General features: G+C 36.7%; 15 protein-coding genes. 5 read left to right on the top strand and 10 right to left on the bottom strand.

What is annotated here, in order from left to right:
- Positions 1-3: 3 nt before the first annotated feature.
- The 8 genes from B5D82_RS15105 to B5D82_RS15070 form a co-directional block, all read right to left on the bottom strand.
- Entirely contained in the window at positions 4-1,290 is a 1,287-nt protein-coding gene (locus tag B5D82_RS15105) for a DUF3570 domain-containing protein (RefSeq protein ID WP_081152680.1), read from the bottom strand.
- Entirely contained in the window at positions 1,281-1,499 is a 219-nt protein-coding gene (locus B5D82_RS15100; RefSeq protein ID WP_081152679.1) for a DUF4266 domain-containing protein, read from the bottom strand. Before B5D82_RS15100 ends, B5D82_RS15105 begins: the two co-directional genes overlap by 10 nt.
- A 1-nt stretch (position 1,500) precedes the next feature.
- Positions 1,501-1,962: a TlpA family protein disulfide reductase gene (locus B5D82_RS15095; protein WP_081152677.1), complete on the bottom strand. Its 462-nt coding sequence runs from the start codon at positions 1,960-1,962 to the stop codon at positions 1,501-1,503.
- A 94-nt stretch (positions 1,963-2,056) separates the two neighbouring features.
- On the bottom strand, positions 2,057-2,713 hold the full coding sequence (locus B5D82_RS15090) for a tetratricopeptide repeat protein (RefSeq protein WP_081152675.1): 657 nt from the start codon (positions 2,711-2,713) through the stop codon (positions 2,057-2,059).
- A 2-nt stretch (positions 2,714-2,715) separates the two neighbouring features.
- Positions 2,716-3,498 carry an SDR family oxidoreductase gene (locus B5D82_RS15085; protein ID WP_081152673.1) on the bottom strand — a complete coding sequence of 261 codons (783 nt, stop codon included), beginning with the start codon at positions 3,496-3,498 and terminating at the stop codon, positions 2,716-2,718.
- Positions 3,482-4,177, bottom strand: a complete 696-nt coding sequence (locus tag B5D82_RS15080; RefSeq protein WP_081152671.1) for an iron-containing redox enzyme family protein — start codon at positions 4,175-4,177, stop codon at positions 3,482-3,484. Before B5D82_RS15080 ends, B5D82_RS15085 begins: the two co-directional genes overlap by 17 nt.
- Positions 4,174-5,634 (bottom strand): AMP-binding protein, encoded by a 1,461-nt coding sequence (locus B5D82_RS15075; protein WP_157673908.1) that lies wholly within the window; start codon positions 5,632-5,634, stop codon positions 4,174-4,176. The genes B5D82_RS15080 and B5D82_RS15075 overlap by 4 nt, the downstream gene beginning before the upstream one ends.
- Positions 5,634-6,314 (bottom strand): thermostable hemolysin, encoded by a 681-nt coding sequence (locus B5D82_RS15070; RefSeq protein ID WP_081152667.1) that lies wholly within the window; start codon positions 6,312-6,314, stop codon positions 5,634-5,636. The genes B5D82_RS15075 and B5D82_RS15070 overlap by 1 nt, the downstream gene beginning before the upstream one ends.
- Before the next feature lie 475 nt (positions 6,315-6,789).
- Between B5D82_RS15070 and B5D82_RS15065 the strand changes: the two genes are divergently transcribed.
- Positions 6,790-7,413, top strand: a complete 624-nt coding sequence (locus B5D82_RS15065; RefSeq protein WP_081152666.1) for a tyrosine-type recombinase/integrase — start codon at positions 6,790-6,792, stop codon at positions 7,411-7,413.
- Between the two features lie 374 nt (positions 7,414-7,787).
- On the opposite strand, the gene B5D82_RS15060 is transcribed toward B5D82_RS15065, so the two are convergent.
- Positions 7,788-8,956 (bottom strand): IS3 family transposase gene (locus B5D82_RS15060; protein ID WP_094122814.1). Its coding sequence is split into 2 segments (ribosomal slippage): positions 7,788-8,707 and positions 8,707-8,956, totalling 1,170 coding nucleotides; the frame shifts between segments, so codons are not numbered across the junction.
- An 89-nt stretch (positions 8,957-9,045) separates the two neighbouring features.
- On the opposite strand from B5D82_RS15060, the gene tnpA reads away from it, so the two are divergent.
- From tnpA to tnpC, 3 genes are read left to right on the top strand one after another with little or no spacing between them, the layout of a single operon-like run.
- Positions 9,046-9,351: an IS66 family insertion sequence element accessory protein TnpA gene (gene tnpA / locus B5D82_RS15055; RefSeq protein WP_081148179.1), complete on the top strand. Its 306-nt coding sequence runs from the start codon at positions 9,046-9,048 to the stop codon at positions 9,349-9,351.
- The gene (gene tnpB / locus B5D82_RS15050; protein WP_157673808.1) at positions 9,351-9,701 is read left to right on the top strand and encodes an IS66 family insertion sequence element accessory protein TnpB; all 351 of its coding nucleotides are present in this window, start codon (positions 9,351-9,353) and stop codon (positions 9,699-9,701) included. The genes tnpA and tnpB overlap by 1 nt, the downstream gene beginning before the upstream one ends.
- A gap of 58 nt (positions 9,702-9,759) precedes the next feature.
- Positions 9,760-11,286 (top strand): IS66 family transposase, encoded by a 1,527-nt coding sequence (gene tnpC, locus B5D82_RS15045; protein ID WP_172820608.1) that lies wholly within the window; start codon positions 9,760-9,762, stop codon positions 11,284-11,286.
- Between the two features lie 1,080 nt (positions 11,287-12,366).
- Here the strand turns inward: tnpC and B5D82_RS15040 are convergent.
- Positions 12,367-13,104 carry a type 2 periplasmic-binding domain-containing protein gene (locus tag B5D82_RS15040; protein WP_081152664.1) on the bottom strand — a complete coding sequence of 246 codons (738 nt, stop codon included), beginning with the start codon at positions 13,102-13,104 and terminating at the stop codon, positions 12,367-12,369.
- Between the two features lie 305 nt (positions 13,105-13,409).
- Here B5D82_RS15040 and B5D82_RS15035 point away from each other — a divergent pair.
- A protein-coding gene (locus B5D82_RS15035; protein WP_094122814.1) for an IS3 family transposase occupies positions 13,410-14,578 on the top strand; the annotation gives its coding sequence in 2 pieces (ribosomal slippage) (positions 13,410-13,659 and positions 13,659-14,578; 1,170 coding nt in all).
- Positions 14,579-14,832 lie beyond the last annotated feature (254 nt).

Here is a 14,832-nt window from a genome sequence, read left to right as displayed (position 1 = left end):
CGGTTAAAATGAATAAGTTACCTGTGCAATTATAGCATCTACTTGTTCATATAACTCCATATCTTTTAAGACCCCAATCGCCTCTGTTCCATTACTTTTGGGTGTTTGATGGTAGTACTCCAATCTAAACGCTAAATCATTTCCATTACCAACAGGTAAGCCATATTTAATCCCAATAGTGTAAGTATCTAATTCACCTATACGGTAATCAGCACTGACATAATCAGGTACAGCATCGCCATGATTCATAAATGGTTGATAAAATTCAGCCGCACTCTGTGTGTACATTCGGACATGTGGCTCAATAAAGTAACCATTCTCAAACGGTATTAAATAACGAATATCAAACGTATGAGAGTCTATATCCCAATCATCAGTCATAAACCGATAACTAGCATCTAATATACCTGTATCAAAGTGATATTTAGTCTGCCCAAAAAATGAATGCTTAGTTCGCTCATCTGGACGATGCTCATGTAAGTATTCCTGAGCTTCCCCATTTGTATCGACTGAGCTGATAACTTTAAACGGGTCGGTTAAATAACCACTTGCCGTTGAATACGAATAATTCAATTGAACAATCATATTTCGGTTAATGACTTGAGTGAGACCAAACAACAAATCAAGTGTGGACTTTGTTTCATCGCTTCCAATGCGTGTTTTATTAAACTCATCCTCAAAACCAGGATCACTTGAATCACCAATAACCATTGCAGAAAATGGATTTGGTATTCCACCTTCTGGCTCAATTACATCATATGCGTAAGCCATCCCTGCTGATAATGTTGTATTCTTTTGATTAAAATCTCTTGCAAGATTGCCGTTAAGAGAAGCTGACATATAATCATATTCTTTAGAGAAATTTCCTCCTACGCTAACGGTATAATCTTTCAACAAGGGCTGTGTCCACTGTCCAGTTAATTGAACACGTGTATCATGAAAAGTATCATCTAAAGGAGTATCACCCGCATCAACAGTATATTGTCCCTTGCCTGATGGTCTTGTAAACGTTTGAGGGGTTGGTTGTGCAGTCGCGCCATTAGGAGATGCTCCTGTTAAAGCGTCAATGGTTAACTTTAGGCTAAGCACCTCATCATTGCTAAATGTTTTTTTCCCAGCGATTATCGCTTCAGTAGCCATAACACGATCTACTTCTGCATATTGCATTATAGCCGTATCAAACTCCCAACTTTCTTCTGTAGCAGCTTGTGCAGTACTACCTAACAGAGCACAGGTGGCTGTAGTTAATAGTGCCTTTAAGTTTGGTTTACTTTTGTTTGTTAGTTGCATCCGCAGCCACCTCCACCAAAGCCTTTACCACCACTTGATGCTTCTTTACTGAAGTAAATATGATCGTCAAGTGCAGAATCAATAGGAGAGCTTGTCAACGCCATTTCTTTTTTTGCTAATAAATCTCTCTCCCAAGGTTGAACCCCAAGGCTAGAGCAGCCGCTTAGCAATGTGATACTTAAAGTAAATAATATTTTATATTTGTGCATATTAATTCCCTTGAATTAGCTGTTTTATTTCTTGTTCGTAAATTGATTTCTTTTTATCAGTAAAGCCAACATGAGCACTAACAACAACACCATCAGCATTAATAATAAAACTACTTGGCATACCTTTTAGCTTCATTTCAGATGCAAGCGCTCCGTCTGGATCATATAAGACGGAAAATTTTGCAGGGGTATTAGCAAGGAATTCTTCAGCAAGCTCTCTTTCAGAGTCAACATTAATGCTGATTACCTTAAAGTTTTTATTTCCATATTTTTTTTGCAACTCATTCATCCAAGGAAATGACCTTCGACAAGGAGTACACCATGATGCCCAGAAATCTAGATAAATCACATTGCCAACATTTTTTTCTACGATATCTTTATAATGTAATTGAGGCACTTCATTAGCGCTTACTACATTGATACATAAAGTTAAAATTATTAGAGCGCTCGTTATTATTTTCATTAACGGCCTTAGATAGAATTATTTATTGGATAATGTAAAAAAGTTTCCTTAAGGAACCCTTAAGAAAACTCTTTTACATACTTAAACCTAACTTTTATTTTCTTAATTTTTTGTCAACTTTTGCCAATAAAGTCAAAACTTCCTCTTGCCTATATTGGTCAGCTAATGGTCTTGACTCTCGTTCTGGAGCACTTCTCGCTTTCAATAAATACTCGTTAGCTAGTTTGTAATTTCTTTCATCATACATAAACTGCCCGTAAAAATAATTTGAGTCGAGACCATCGGGATTCAATTTCAATGACTTCTCTAAAAATCTTTTGGCATCATCATCATCACCAAATCCTATTGGCCAACCCGGTACTTGATGATACAAATTACCTAAACTTGTATAAGCAGAACCGAGCATAGCTGCACCATCGATTTCAATTGCTTTTTCAAATGATTTTTTTGCTGCTTTGGCTAAAGACAGAGCACCTAGACCACCTTTAGCTCCAGCATAACTCGATTGAACAATGCCATGCCAAATCCAGGCTTCTGCTTTGTTAGGAAACGATTTAGCTAATGAGGCTATTTCATTTTCCAATTGTTCAAAACCATCTTCTTGAGCATCACCCGATGATTCATAATAAATTTTTGCCCAGCTATGTTGAACTAAAAGCAATTGTTTTTCGAAACTCTCTTTTGATTGAGCATTGCTACTTATTGAAACTAAGAAGATTCCTAATATTGAAATATATTTAATTAACTTCATGACTATTTCCCCTCTGTAAACTTTAATATTGTCGGTAGACTTTTTTTCATAGATAAATCGACCAACTCAGGAAATGCACCATTTAAGCGTGCAAAAAATTTTTCAGGCCACCCAATAAAACGGCTATTTTTCTTTCCTTCGAGTAGATAAACCAACTCCTTTGCGACCATTTCTGGGGGATCTACTTTACTGCCTAACGCTTTATTCATATCTATGACATTACTGGTATTTATATTTGTGTCTGTTGCTCTCGGTGCCAAATAACTAATTCGGACATCCGTGTTTGCCATTTCTCTACTTAGGGCTTCAGAAAAACCTTTAAGACCAAACTTACTTGCACAATATAAACTATACCCAGGAAAACCTATTGAACCGAGAGTTGATCCAACATTAATCACTGTCGATTTTTGTCCTCCTCTTTTCTTTAAAAATTCATGAGTTAATTGAATTGTACTCGTAAGATTAGTCGTTAATACGTTATTAATATCGGTATCAGATACTTCGTTAAATGTGGAAAAATTTGATATTCCAGCATTATTAATAAGAACACTAGGCTCAACATTATTAAAAGATTTAGCAATCATGTTTGCTCTATCCGTTTCATTGGTTATATCTCCAATAACCACTTCATGCTTTCCTTGCAGTTTATTAACTAACATCACTAGATTTTCTATATTTCTCCCCACTAAGATCAGTGAATAGCCTTTCTCTGATAATTGCTTAGCAATGGCTTGACCAATTCCGCCTGTTGCTCCCGTTAAGATACATTTAGGCAACTTTTTCATGATCCCTCCTTGGAAATTGCGGTATAGAATTCCTGTTATCTAATGCGCGGAAAATATTTCCATAAAGTAAGTAAAATTTCTTGGCACTTTCAACGATAAGATCTTGTTCATCTTTATCTGTAATTTTTGACATCAGTCCCTCAAAAAATTGAACATGCTCAATATCAAGAGAACCATGAGATTTAAGGTAGCTAAAAGCTTTGTCAGGTAAAGACAAAGCACTTCCTATAGCAGAGGCAGCATTATCCGCCATAGCAATACTCGTTCCTTCAAGCACATGAACCATGCCAAAAAAGCATAGAGGATTAACCCGTTGAATAGAGTCATATGCGTATGACACCATTAGTTCAGTTGCGTATGATGGTTTACTCTCTCTTACGGCTTCCTTATCTGAACTACAAGCTGCAATATCATTTAATATCCATTCTTGATGACCAAGCTCTTCTTCGATATATTCGGCTACAGCCTCACGTAACCACTCTTTACTTTCAGGTAACCTTGCACCAACTAACATTAGTAATGGCACCGTATGTTTAACATGATGATAAGCCTGAGATAGGAACTCAACATAATCGTCTAACTCAATTTCTCCTTTAAAACATCTGCTAATAATAGGGGATGAAAGTAAATACTCTTTTTCTGATTCTGTTTCATTTAATAAGCGTTGGTATAAGTTCATGACATCTCCAAATTAGTTTTAGATTGTTTATAGATATTTGAAATTTCTTTATGAAAGTGATTTTCTATTGCATGACGTTTGGGTCGCCCATTTGTCGTGAATAGTCCATCTTCAAAATTCATTGGTGACTTTAAGCTCACTTGGTATTGGACTTGAGCATAACCAGGCAATACATTGTTTACTTTTGCCATTGCCTGTTCGACATCACGTTCAGGTAAATTACGATTTAAAGGAACAAGAATAGCGATACAAAATGGTCTGCCATCTCCTAGTACAACTGCTTGTTGAAACATTCCTGATGACATAATTTCAGACTCAATCCACTCAGGTGACATATTCCGACCATATGAATTGATAATGACATTCTTTTTACGACCGTTGATTTCAATAGAGTTGTTGACAAGTTTTGCAATATCTCCTGTATTTACTTTCTTGGGATACCAGGATTTTTCATCGTTGATATAACCTAAGAAAACATTACCTTCTACAACTAATTCACCATCAATTATTGAAATAGAAACATGCGGAAGCACTTCTCCGCAGGAATAAATAGTATTATTGTTTCGTTTGTTAATACTGACTACTGAGCCGCATTCAGATAAACCATAGCCCTGATAAACAGGCAGACCTACCTCTCTAGCTTGTAATATGAGTCGTTCAGATACTTTGCTTCCGCCTACAGCAATAAACTCTAACTCCTCAGGAGCTAACCAACCATTGTTAAGTCCGATGATAAGCACTTGAAGTAATTCAGGTACAAGAATTAAACTTTGAGGTTTTACGCGTGAAATGGCACTGAGAAAACTATCCATATTAAATAATTCTGCACCATCAAACCCTAGTTCTTCGCTATCTAACAACCATACTGTTCCACCTGCCATCAGTGGGGCATAAATTCCAGCTACGTTCTCAAGTAATGTGGATAGTGAAAGTAAACAAAGATGAGTAGGAGATTGAATATCTACAGCTTCTACTATTGAACGGGCCACATTCATTTGGTTTTCGGTACTTAAGCAAACTCCTTTAGGTTTACCTGTAGTTCCAGAAGTGAAAGTCACTTTGCTGGTTCCTTTAGGTAATTTAGGAGATTTCTCTAATTTGAGAAAGTATGCAGATAAAGACGGAAATGGCGTTTGCTCTTTCTCATAAAAAGAAAGTACCTCATTTGAAATAATAACATCTGGTCTTACGGTACTTATTAATTCATCTATTTGTAGATCTGAAAAGAATGGGGGCACAGGCGTAAATACAACATTAGCTTGTTGACAAGCTAAATCAACAAAAATCCATTCAGCTTGGTTACCACAATACAAAGCAACTGAATGTATTTTGTTGTTGTTTAGCCATTGCGAAAATTGCTCTACTTTGAAAATAAGTTCTTCATAAGTAAATGAATCTTCCTCTGTTCTTATAGCTATATTATGCTTAGGATGTTGCTCTATCATTTCCATAATCATTAACATGCTCCTAAATTCTTACATGTTTTTGCTATTTCATTAGCTAAACCTTGGAATAACTTGTGATAATAGCTATGACTATCAACTACTTGAGCAACATCAGATAAAGAAACTGCTACGACTTTAGGAGATGTTTCATAGTAACTTCCCCATTCGTCATCTGATTCATTCAGCAGTTCAGCATTTGCATCACAAATATAGTCGCATTTAATGCCTGCTTTAGAAATAATCCCAATCACTTTGCTTGTTCCGGCAAAGGTCATATATTTAAAACCTAAACAAAATAAAGAAATAGCGGTGACAAGAAATAAAGGGACTGTAAATCGGTTTGAATTACTATATAAGCTCCCAATCTCTACAATATCGCCACGTTGAACTTGTTGGGATTTAAACAAATCTAATTCATTAATTGGTACATCTAAATATTGCTCAATGAACAATTGAGATGATGCTGATCTGATACCCAAAGCTGCCTTAAGCTTTCCTTCGCTGACAGACAATAAGAAAGGCATCGTGATTGGAATATTGGCTTCATATGACTTTTGAAAACCATGTTTAATGAAAGCTTCTACCTCTGCTCTTCCTTCTTCATTTTCTGAATAAACATCCATACTCAATGTTTGTGACTTGGAAAACGATGATGTTGCAGTAACAGTGTTATTGGATACTAGATTTAACATAATAGAACCTCATTCGTTGTCTATGAGGTAACTATAAAAGAGCATGCTTAAGGTAAGCTTAAGAGAGGTTTTTAAATTTATTATAAAATAGCATCACGTAAAGAGTGAAGACAAAACCTATGGCGCTATGTGCCCCGAAGCTCCATAGAATTTAATACCTAAAATCGTATTAATCTAATGTCCGTTTTGGTGTTTTCTAATCAAATTAGAATTTTTGACTTTATAGATTTCTGATGAAATTTAGAGCAATTCTATTATCTAACGCATGGCTGTTTTACGTTAGATTATTCATCGATAGATAAGCCTAGGCTAACGTCCGCTAACGTATCTTAGTGACCACTAGGTGGCCTGATTGTTGACAAGTTAAGTCGTCTGCTTTGGGTTTTAGCTAACCTTTCTATCTCAACCAGATAGTTCCAAATTACCAAAATCGTTGAGCCATACTTATAGCTTCTTTAACCAAAGGAGCACTATTATGTATAACATCATTCCTTACACCCCAAAACCTAGCTGGAATAAAGGTAAATTAGTTGGTCAAAAACTTCCTCTTAAGCTTGAGGAGGTATGGTCTATAAGAACAAGACTTGATTTAGCAAATAACCTTCGCGAACTCACTATGTTCAATTTAGCATTAGATTGTAAATTACGAGCGTGTGATTTTATTAAACTTAAAGTCATGGATATCGCTCATGGGAAAAGTATTCAATCTAGAGCAATATTGATCCAACAAAAAACAGGTACTCCTGTTCGATTTGAAATAACTAAAAAGACCCAAGAGTCACTTAAAGAGTGGATCACATTAAAATCTCTTCGTTCTAATGATTATTTGTTTGGTAGTCGGATGAAAAAGGGATGCCATCTAACAACCCGTCAATACGCAAGGATTGTCAAAACATGGGTTGCAAGTATTGGTCTAGACATTACATCGTATGGTACTCATTCGATGAGAAGAACCAAAGCATCTTTGATCTATAAAAAAACTAAAAATTTACGTGCTGTCCAAATATTACTTGGTCATACAAAACTGGAAAGCACTGTACGTTATCTTGGTATTGAGGTCGATGATGCCCTTGAATTATCTGAGTCTATAGATATCTAAACTATAAAAAAATCAGGAAGAATGGACACTTCCTTCTACTAATATCTCAAAGCGGTCATTATAGACCCTTCTGAATCACCCCAGCAATGGATCATTAAGATACGATTGCGGACGTTAGCATCAATAGTTTTCTGAGCTATTTTTAGTGTTCATTAAGCATTGAGCTACCTTCATAATGACAGTCAACAATGCCACCAAAGCGGTCGTTCATCATCAAATTATTAATGCTAACTTTGTGCGCTTAGAAGACATTAACAATTTCAAATGTCAGAATTATTTACAGTCAGCTTAATGTTGTATTGCGGACCTTAATTGTAATGAAGAATTAAGGGGATGACCTGGTCAACTAAATTCAGACACCCTAGTTAAGTTCGCTAAGCTACCTTTTTCAGTTCTCTTTCTTTACACTCAAATTCATTGGGGTTTTGATAACCAAGATATGAGTGCATTCTTTTGCTGTTGTACCACATCGCGATGTAGTTCAGCACATCTTGTTGAGCTGCATAACGTGTTCGATAGTTACGCCAATGCACGCGTTCTTGTTTTAAACTACCAAAGAAGCTCTCTGCTACCGCATTATCCCAGCAGCAACCTTTCTTACTCATACTACCAACAAAGCCATGTAACTTGAGTATTCGTCTATATTGATGACTCGCATATTGAACACCTTGATCTGAATGTACTATCAGTCCAGCCTTTGCTTTTCGTTGCCACATTGCCATGGTGAGAGCATCACAAACAAGTTGAGCTTTCATTCTTGAACCCATGCTCCAACCGACAACTTTACGAGAGTATAGGTCGATTACTATCGCCAAATATAGCCAGCCTTCTGAAGTCCATATGTAGGTAATATCTTGCACCCACGCTTGGTTAGGTTGTTGCACATCAAAGTCTTGCTCAAGTTCGTTCGCGTAAACGGGCTTGTTGTGTTCGCTGTTTGTCGTTGCTTTATATTTTTTCTTGTAACGTACCCAAACGTTTGCTTCTTTCATTAATTGCGCTGTTTTTCTACGGCTAACTGGGAAGCTGAGTGCATTCAACGCTTTCTGAATACGTCTTTCGCCATAAGTATTATCGCTAAATTTTGCAATATCTTTCACCCATTTCAGCATCTCTTGATGGGTTGTATCAATGGGTCTTTGAGCCTTTCTTTTCTGATAACTATAATAATTGTTACTTTTTATACCCAGTACTCGACACATCAGTATCACAGGCCAGATCTTCTTATGTTGGGTAACAAACGAGTATTTTACTTCGTTTCTTTTGCAAAGAAGACCGTCGCTTTTTTTAATATCTCACGCTCCATTTCTAGGCGCTTTACTTGAGCTTTAAGTTTACGGATTTCATCTTGCTCTGGCGTTAGCTTTCCATTTCCTCTAAAAGCATGACCATCATCATTTTCAGCTTCTTTGATCCATCGACCAAGCACTTGGGCACTGACGTCTAAATTTCTAGCGGCTTCTGCTACAGCGTAGTTTTGATCTCTAACGAGTGCAATTGCATCTAGTTTGAATTCTTTTGAATAAGTTTTACGGTTTTTCATTTGTATCTCGTAAGCGCGTAATTAGCCCCACATACTAATATTAATCCAGTCTGCGCATAATTATCTTAGCAAATTAACATGAGGTCATTATGAATAATCAACAAAAAATAAAACACTGGCAAAACATCTTTGAACAGCAGCAAGATAGTGATTTAACTATCATTCAATTTTGTCGCGACAACAATATTAACGTGTCTACCTTCTATGGTTGGCGTAAACGCCTTTCTGATAAAACCCAACCAATTGAACCGCAACAGGTGATCCCCTTTGTTATTCATGAGCAGTCTTTGACACAACCTTCCATGATTAAACTCTCCACGCCCAGTGGCTACCAAGTAGATTTTGAGTCGACCTTAAGCCATCAAGCCTTAACGCAACTATTGAGTGCGCTGTAATGCATTCCCCAAGCCAAGTTTATTTGGTTACCGGCTTCACTGACATGAGAAAATCAATCAATGGTCTTAGCATTATAGTCAGCGAAACCTTATTACTCGATCCTTTGAGTCAAGCTTGGTTTGTTTTTTGTAATAAACAGCGCGATAAATTAAAAATATTATTTTGGGATACTAATGGTTTTTGGCTTTATTATCGTCGTTTAGAGCAAGGACGATTTCAATGGCCAAAATACGGCGAAGCATGTGCTGCAATGAGCATTGAACAGCGCCAACTTCAATGGTTATTATCCGGTTTGGCGGTGACGAGCCAGACTCGACATCCCACATTATCAGGCTTGTCTGTGATGTAATCCATTACGATCATTGTTACCCTCTTGTACGATCTTGCCAGTGTGTCATGCTATAAAAATGACAGATGACACACAACTCCTCACCTTACAAAATCAACTTGCCCAGATGCAAGTACAGATTGATGCCTTGAAAAAAGATAAGGCGGTATGGCAAGAAGATAAAGTTGAAATGCAAACGCGTATTGACCATCTACTCGCCGAATTAAAGCTAAGCAAATCACAAAAGTACGGTCGAAAAAGTGAAAAAGCCCCCCGAGGTACCTTCAACGAAGCCGAGCAGCATAAAACGAGTGAGCCTCCCAAACATCATAAAAAAGGTAAACAATCGCTAGCTAAACACTTTGAGCGAGAAGACGTTGAGCACACCTTAACCGAGTTAGCTTGTACGTGTTGCGGTGAACAAATGCATCACTGTGGCAGTGAAGATAGCGAACAAGTGAAAATTATCCCCGCCAAAATCAGTGTGATAAAACATAAACAATTTAAATACGCTTGCAGGCACTGTGAGCATGAAGAGCTAAGCTGTAAAATAATAACTGCGCCTAAACCAGCTCAACCTATTCCTGGTAGTATCGCGAGTCCTGAGGCCTTAGCCGCAGTAGTTACTGCTAAATACTGTGATGCACTGCCGCTGTATCGTTTAGTTGATATCTTTGAGCGCGGCGGTTTAAAAATATCCAGAGGAACCCTAGCCAACTGGTGCATTAAGGTCGGCGTACTCATTAAGCCATTAGTCAAAGCAATGCAGCGCCACTTACTTGGTGAGCATAGTTTATGTGCGGATGAAACGCGTGTACAAGTCCTTGATGAAGGTGATAATCCAAGTAGCAATTCACAAATGTGGGTTTATCGCAGTAATGAAGTCAGTAAACAGCCAGTGGTTATTTACGACTATCAAGCGGGTCGTAGTCGTGCTTGCGCAGAAGCGTTCCTCAGAGATTATCAAGGATATTTACAATGCGATGGTTACAGTGTTTATGACGGTATTGAAGGCGTTATTCCTGTGGGATGTTGGGCGCACGCTAGACGTAAATATGATGAAGCCTTAAAAGCAGAGTCGAAAAATAAAGGCCGTGCGCATAAAGCGATCAGCTTTATCAGTCAATTATATAAAATAGAAACTCAAGCGAAGAACAAAAAGTTATCACCACAAGCACGGTATCAATTACGACAAGAAAAAGCCCTGCCGATTTTAACACAATTCAAAGCATGGCTTGATGAAGCCAGTGATAAAGTGATCGCGGGGAGTTATATTGGCAAAGCAATAAAATACAATCTCAACCAGTGGCATAAACTGATTAGGTACGTTGAAGATGGTCATTTAGGGATTGATAATAATATCACTGAACGAGATATTCGGCCGTTTACAACAGGTAGAAAAAACTGGTTATTCTCAAAATCAGTCAATGGTGCACAAGCAAGTGCGATACTTTATAGTATTGTCATGACGTGCAGGGCCAATGACATCAATCCATATTATTACTTCCAGCATTTATTCAAAACATTGCCCGCACGTCAAAGTGACGATGATGATTTTACCGATCTAATGCCATGGAATGTGCATCTAGACTTCGATTATAGCTAAGCGCACTGCTTAATTGTGCGCTTACTGTATCTCCAGTTAAGTCTATTATGTCTTAACTGGGGTAGTCGTATCAATTAGACCACGTCACTTTGTACTTAATTAGAAGTACTGTACATTGCGATATATCAAATAATCCACTCCTTTTTATTCAATTAATTATTACTGTCCAATAACACCCCTTTCAACCACCTATTTATATTCAAAGAAATAGAAATAGTCACACGCAAAAATATTAGGAATGTTTGCAGATTGAATTCTAATAATATATGTTATGTGATCAAGTTCGGCTGGATGAATAACACTGAGAACATTTGTTATACACCTAATATCAAACCGACAAAAAGTGTATAATATTCGCACAAAATAATTCTCGAAATAAGTGCCACTAATAGAGATAATTCTCAACTTAAGTGGCACTCCGCTGTTTTTCATATTATTTAAGTTATTGATTATTATGAGTGCCACGTGCCTCAGATTCTCGATTTAAGTGGCGCTAGTCAAATGTGGCGAGTGCCACTTAAGTTGAGAATTCGAGGCAGGTTGAGAATTTTTATATTTGAAATTGACCCGTAAATTACAGCCAACATAGTTTAAGACACTGTTACACCTATATATAAGCATAATTTAAGGTGCTGATTCACCTACAGGTTAGTATGGGTTAGTTAAGGGAGTTTCTAGGGTAACGTGCACTTATTAAAGCCTTGTATGAGCAATGCACTATATAAATTTTTTAATTGAATTAATGTGTTTTTAGTTTGCTAATACTTCTACACGCTCAATCCGACCTAATCATCTTTGTCATTTATCCGACATTATTGTCATAGGGTGAAATCACACTTTAAGCTGCTTTGGGTATGCTAAAGTCGTTGACCATATTTCATCTTGATAGACAACTAAGCCATAACGGTCATTCACTATTAAGCTAGAACGCCAAACCTGTTCTGTAAAACTACATAATGGTGACTTATCGAACACTACAATTTGATAGGAAAATTCACGTTGCACGTTAGGAAGTATAGAGTTAATAGATTAAGTAATTGATTTTATTGTTGCTAGTAGAATTTACTATAGCAACTTAATTTATTCTATTAGGTTTTTCATAATATTTTCAAACTCATTTAAGCGTTTCATGTTTCTTAGTTTTATTTCTATGTCAGCTTTTAACGATTGAGGAAAGTGTTTAGAGAAGCAAAGTTTTATTTCATATTCTGGGATAATATTGATTTTATCATGTAGGGTTACGTCGTTTTTATTGACCTGCATTTTGTTTAAAAAATATTGAATTCTGACTCGCATCTCTGGATAAACATCAGCATCTCCTTCCAAAACTGATAAAATAGCTGACTCTGGTGATTTAACGCGTATAACTTTTTTAATTAAACCTTTGTTAATATAAGAATCTAATCCTGGATAATCAAAGCCATCAATTAACACTAAGGTTTGATCAAATAAACTTCGCATACCATCAAAATCATTTGATTTTAATGTAAAAAATACATGCTTAACTTTCCATACTGATATTTCAGACAAGGAAGTAGATTGAGCCCCAACCCATGAATCAGATCCATAACTTATCCAATGTTCTTTACTAGTACTCATCTCCTTTATCATACGATTAAATGATAAATTCTTTGGCTTAAACAAAACATCTACGTTCGATAATGAATTGATTATATGAGTTATAAAACCAGTTTCACGTTCGTTATTATCAAACTGAAATGGTGGATTGTGAGATTTATAATAAATAACTTCAATTTTTTCATCGCTATACGATATAAATGCAGTGAAATAAATAAGAAGAAATAAGGTGTATTTCATACAACTCCTGTTTTAAATGATTTATCAATTTTGGCATTATCTGTGGGTATTAATAGCATGACTAAATGGAAAGTTATCACTAAATATAGTGCATATCTAATACCACTAAAATACCAACCAGTAGCATGCTAACTTTCACTTTTTCAACCCAAACTTCGGTGAGAAGTGAAAAATAAATTATAATTACAAACTCTCAATATACCTAATTTATTAGACTAATTCATGATTCTTTTAGTTAGTTCTGACGTGGTCTAATTGATACGACTACCCCAGTTAAGACATAATAGACTTAACTGGAGATACAAATGAAAAACCGTAAAACTTATTCAAAAGAATTCAAACTAGATGCAATTGCACTCGTTAGAGATCAAAACTACGCTGTAGCAGAAGCCGCTAGAAATTTAGACGTCAGTGCCCAAGTGCTTGGTCGATGGATCAAAGAAGCTGAAAATGATGATGGTCATGCTTTTAGAGGAAATGGAAAGCTAACGCCAGAGCAAGATGAAATCCGTAAACTTAAAGCTCAAGTAAAGCGCCTAGAAATGGAGCGTGAGATATTAAAAAAAGCGACGGTCTTCTTTGCAAAAGAAACGAAGTAAAATACTCGTTTGTTACCCAACATAAGAAGATCTGGCCTGTGATACTGATGTGTCGAGTACTGGGTATAAAAAGTAACAATTATTATAGTTATCAGAAAAGAAAGGCTCAAAGACCCATTGATACAACCCATCAAGAGATGCTGAAATGGGTGAAAGATATTGCAAAATTTAGCGATAATACTTATGGCGAAAGACGTATTCAGAAAGCGTTGAATGCACTCAGCTTCCCAGTTAGCCGTAGAAAAACAGCGCAATTAATGAAAGAAGCAAACGTTTGGGTACGTTACAAGAAAAAATATAAAGCAACGACAAACAGCGAACACAACAAGCCCGTTTACGCGAACGAACTTGAGCAAGACTTTGATGTGCAACAACCTAACCAAGCGTGGGTGCAAGATATTACCTACATATGGACTTCAGAAGGCTGGCTATATTTGGCGATAGTAATCGACCTATACTCTCGTAAAGTTGTCGGTTGGAGCATGGGTTCAAGAATGAAAGCTCAACTTGTTTGTGATGCTCTCACCATGGCAATGTGGCAACGAAAAGCAAAGGCTGGACTGATAGTACATTCAGATCAAGGTGTTCAATATGCGAGTCATCAATATAGACGAATACTCAAGTTACATGGCTTTGTTGGTAGTATGAGTAAGAAAGGTTGCTGCTGGGATAATGCGGTAGCAGAGAGCTTCTTTGGTAGTTTAAAACAAGAACGCGTGCATTGGCGTAACTATCGAACACGTTATGCAGCTCAACAAGATGTGCTGAACTACATCGCGATGTGGTACAACAGCAAAAGAATGCACTCATATCTTGGTTATCAAAACCCCAATGAATTTGAGTGTAAAGAAAGAGAACTGAAAAAGGTAGCTTAGCGAACTTAACTAGGGTGTCTGAATTTAGTTGACCAGGTCATTCATATGCTCTATTGAGTTAATTACCAACCAACGCCACCCTAGTTTAATTTTAAAACTAGAAACCTAAAAGTTAACTTGTAGATAGGTTGAACTTTACAGAGAATGACTATTGGCAAGTAACCTACTATTTAGTTTTTTGTTACAACAGCCTTTGATACATTTGAAAACCGTCAATAATGAGACAATTAGCGTACGGAGGTTGACTCACATAG

Source organism: Cognaticolwellia beringensis, assembly GCF_002076895.1.
In the GTDB taxonomy this organism is placed as follows: domain Bacteria; phylum Pseudomonadota; class Gammaproteobacteria; order Enterobacterales; family Alteromonadaceae; genus Cognaticolwellia; species Cognaticolwellia beringensis.
Note: the sequence above shows the minus strand (reverse complement) of the source record. Positions and strands in the feature narration are given on the sequence as shown.

Coding starts and splice junctions, on each gene's coding strand:
- tnpB (WP_157673808.1), top strand. CDS start 9,351: ATGCATTCCCCAAGCCAAGTTTATTTGGTTACCGGCTTCACTGACATG.
- B5D82_RS15095 (WP_081152677.1), bottom strand. CDS start 1,962: ATGAAAATAATAACGAGCGCTCTAATAATTTTAACTTTATGTATCAAT.
- B5D82_RS15105 (WP_081152680.1), bottom strand. CDS start 1,290: ATGCAACTAACAAACAAAAGTAAACCAAACTTAAAGGCACTATTAACT.
- B5D82_RS15070 (WP_081152667.1), bottom strand. CDS start 6,314: ATGTTAAATCTAGTATCCAATAACACTGTTACTGCAACATCATCGTTT.
- B5D82_RS15085 (WP_081152673.1), bottom strand. CDS start 3,498: ATGAAAAAGTTGCCTAAATGTATCTTAACGGGAGCAACAGGCGGAATT.
- tnpA (WP_081148179.1), top strand. CDS start 9,046: ATGAATAATCAACAAAAAATAAAACACTGGCAAAACATCTTTGAACAG.
- B5D82_RS15090 (WP_081152675.1), bottom strand. CDS start 2,713: ATGAAGTTAATTAAATATATTTCAATATTAGGAATCTTCTTAGTTTCA.
- B5D82_RS15040 (WP_081152664.1), bottom strand. CDS start 13,104: ATGAAATACACCTTATTTCTTCTTATTTATTTCACTGCATTTATATCG.
- tnpC (WP_172820608.1), top strand. CDS start 9,760: ATGACAGATGACACACAACTCCTCACCTTACAAAATCAACTTGCCCAG.
- B5D82_RS15065 (WP_081152666.1), top strand. CDS start 6,790: ATGTATAACATCATTCCTTACACCCCAAAACCTAGCTGGAATAAAGGT.
- B5D82_RS15075 (WP_157673908.1), bottom strand. CDS start 5,634: ATGATTATGGAAATGATAGAGCAACATCCTAAGCATAATATAGCTATA.
- B5D82_RS15080 (WP_081152671.1), bottom strand. CDS start 4,177: ATGAACTTATACCAACGCTTATTAAATGAAACAGAATCAGAAAAAGAG.
- B5D82_RS15100 (WP_081152679.1), bottom strand. CDS start 1,499: ATGCACAAATATAAAATATTATTTACTTTAAGTATCACATTGCTAAGC.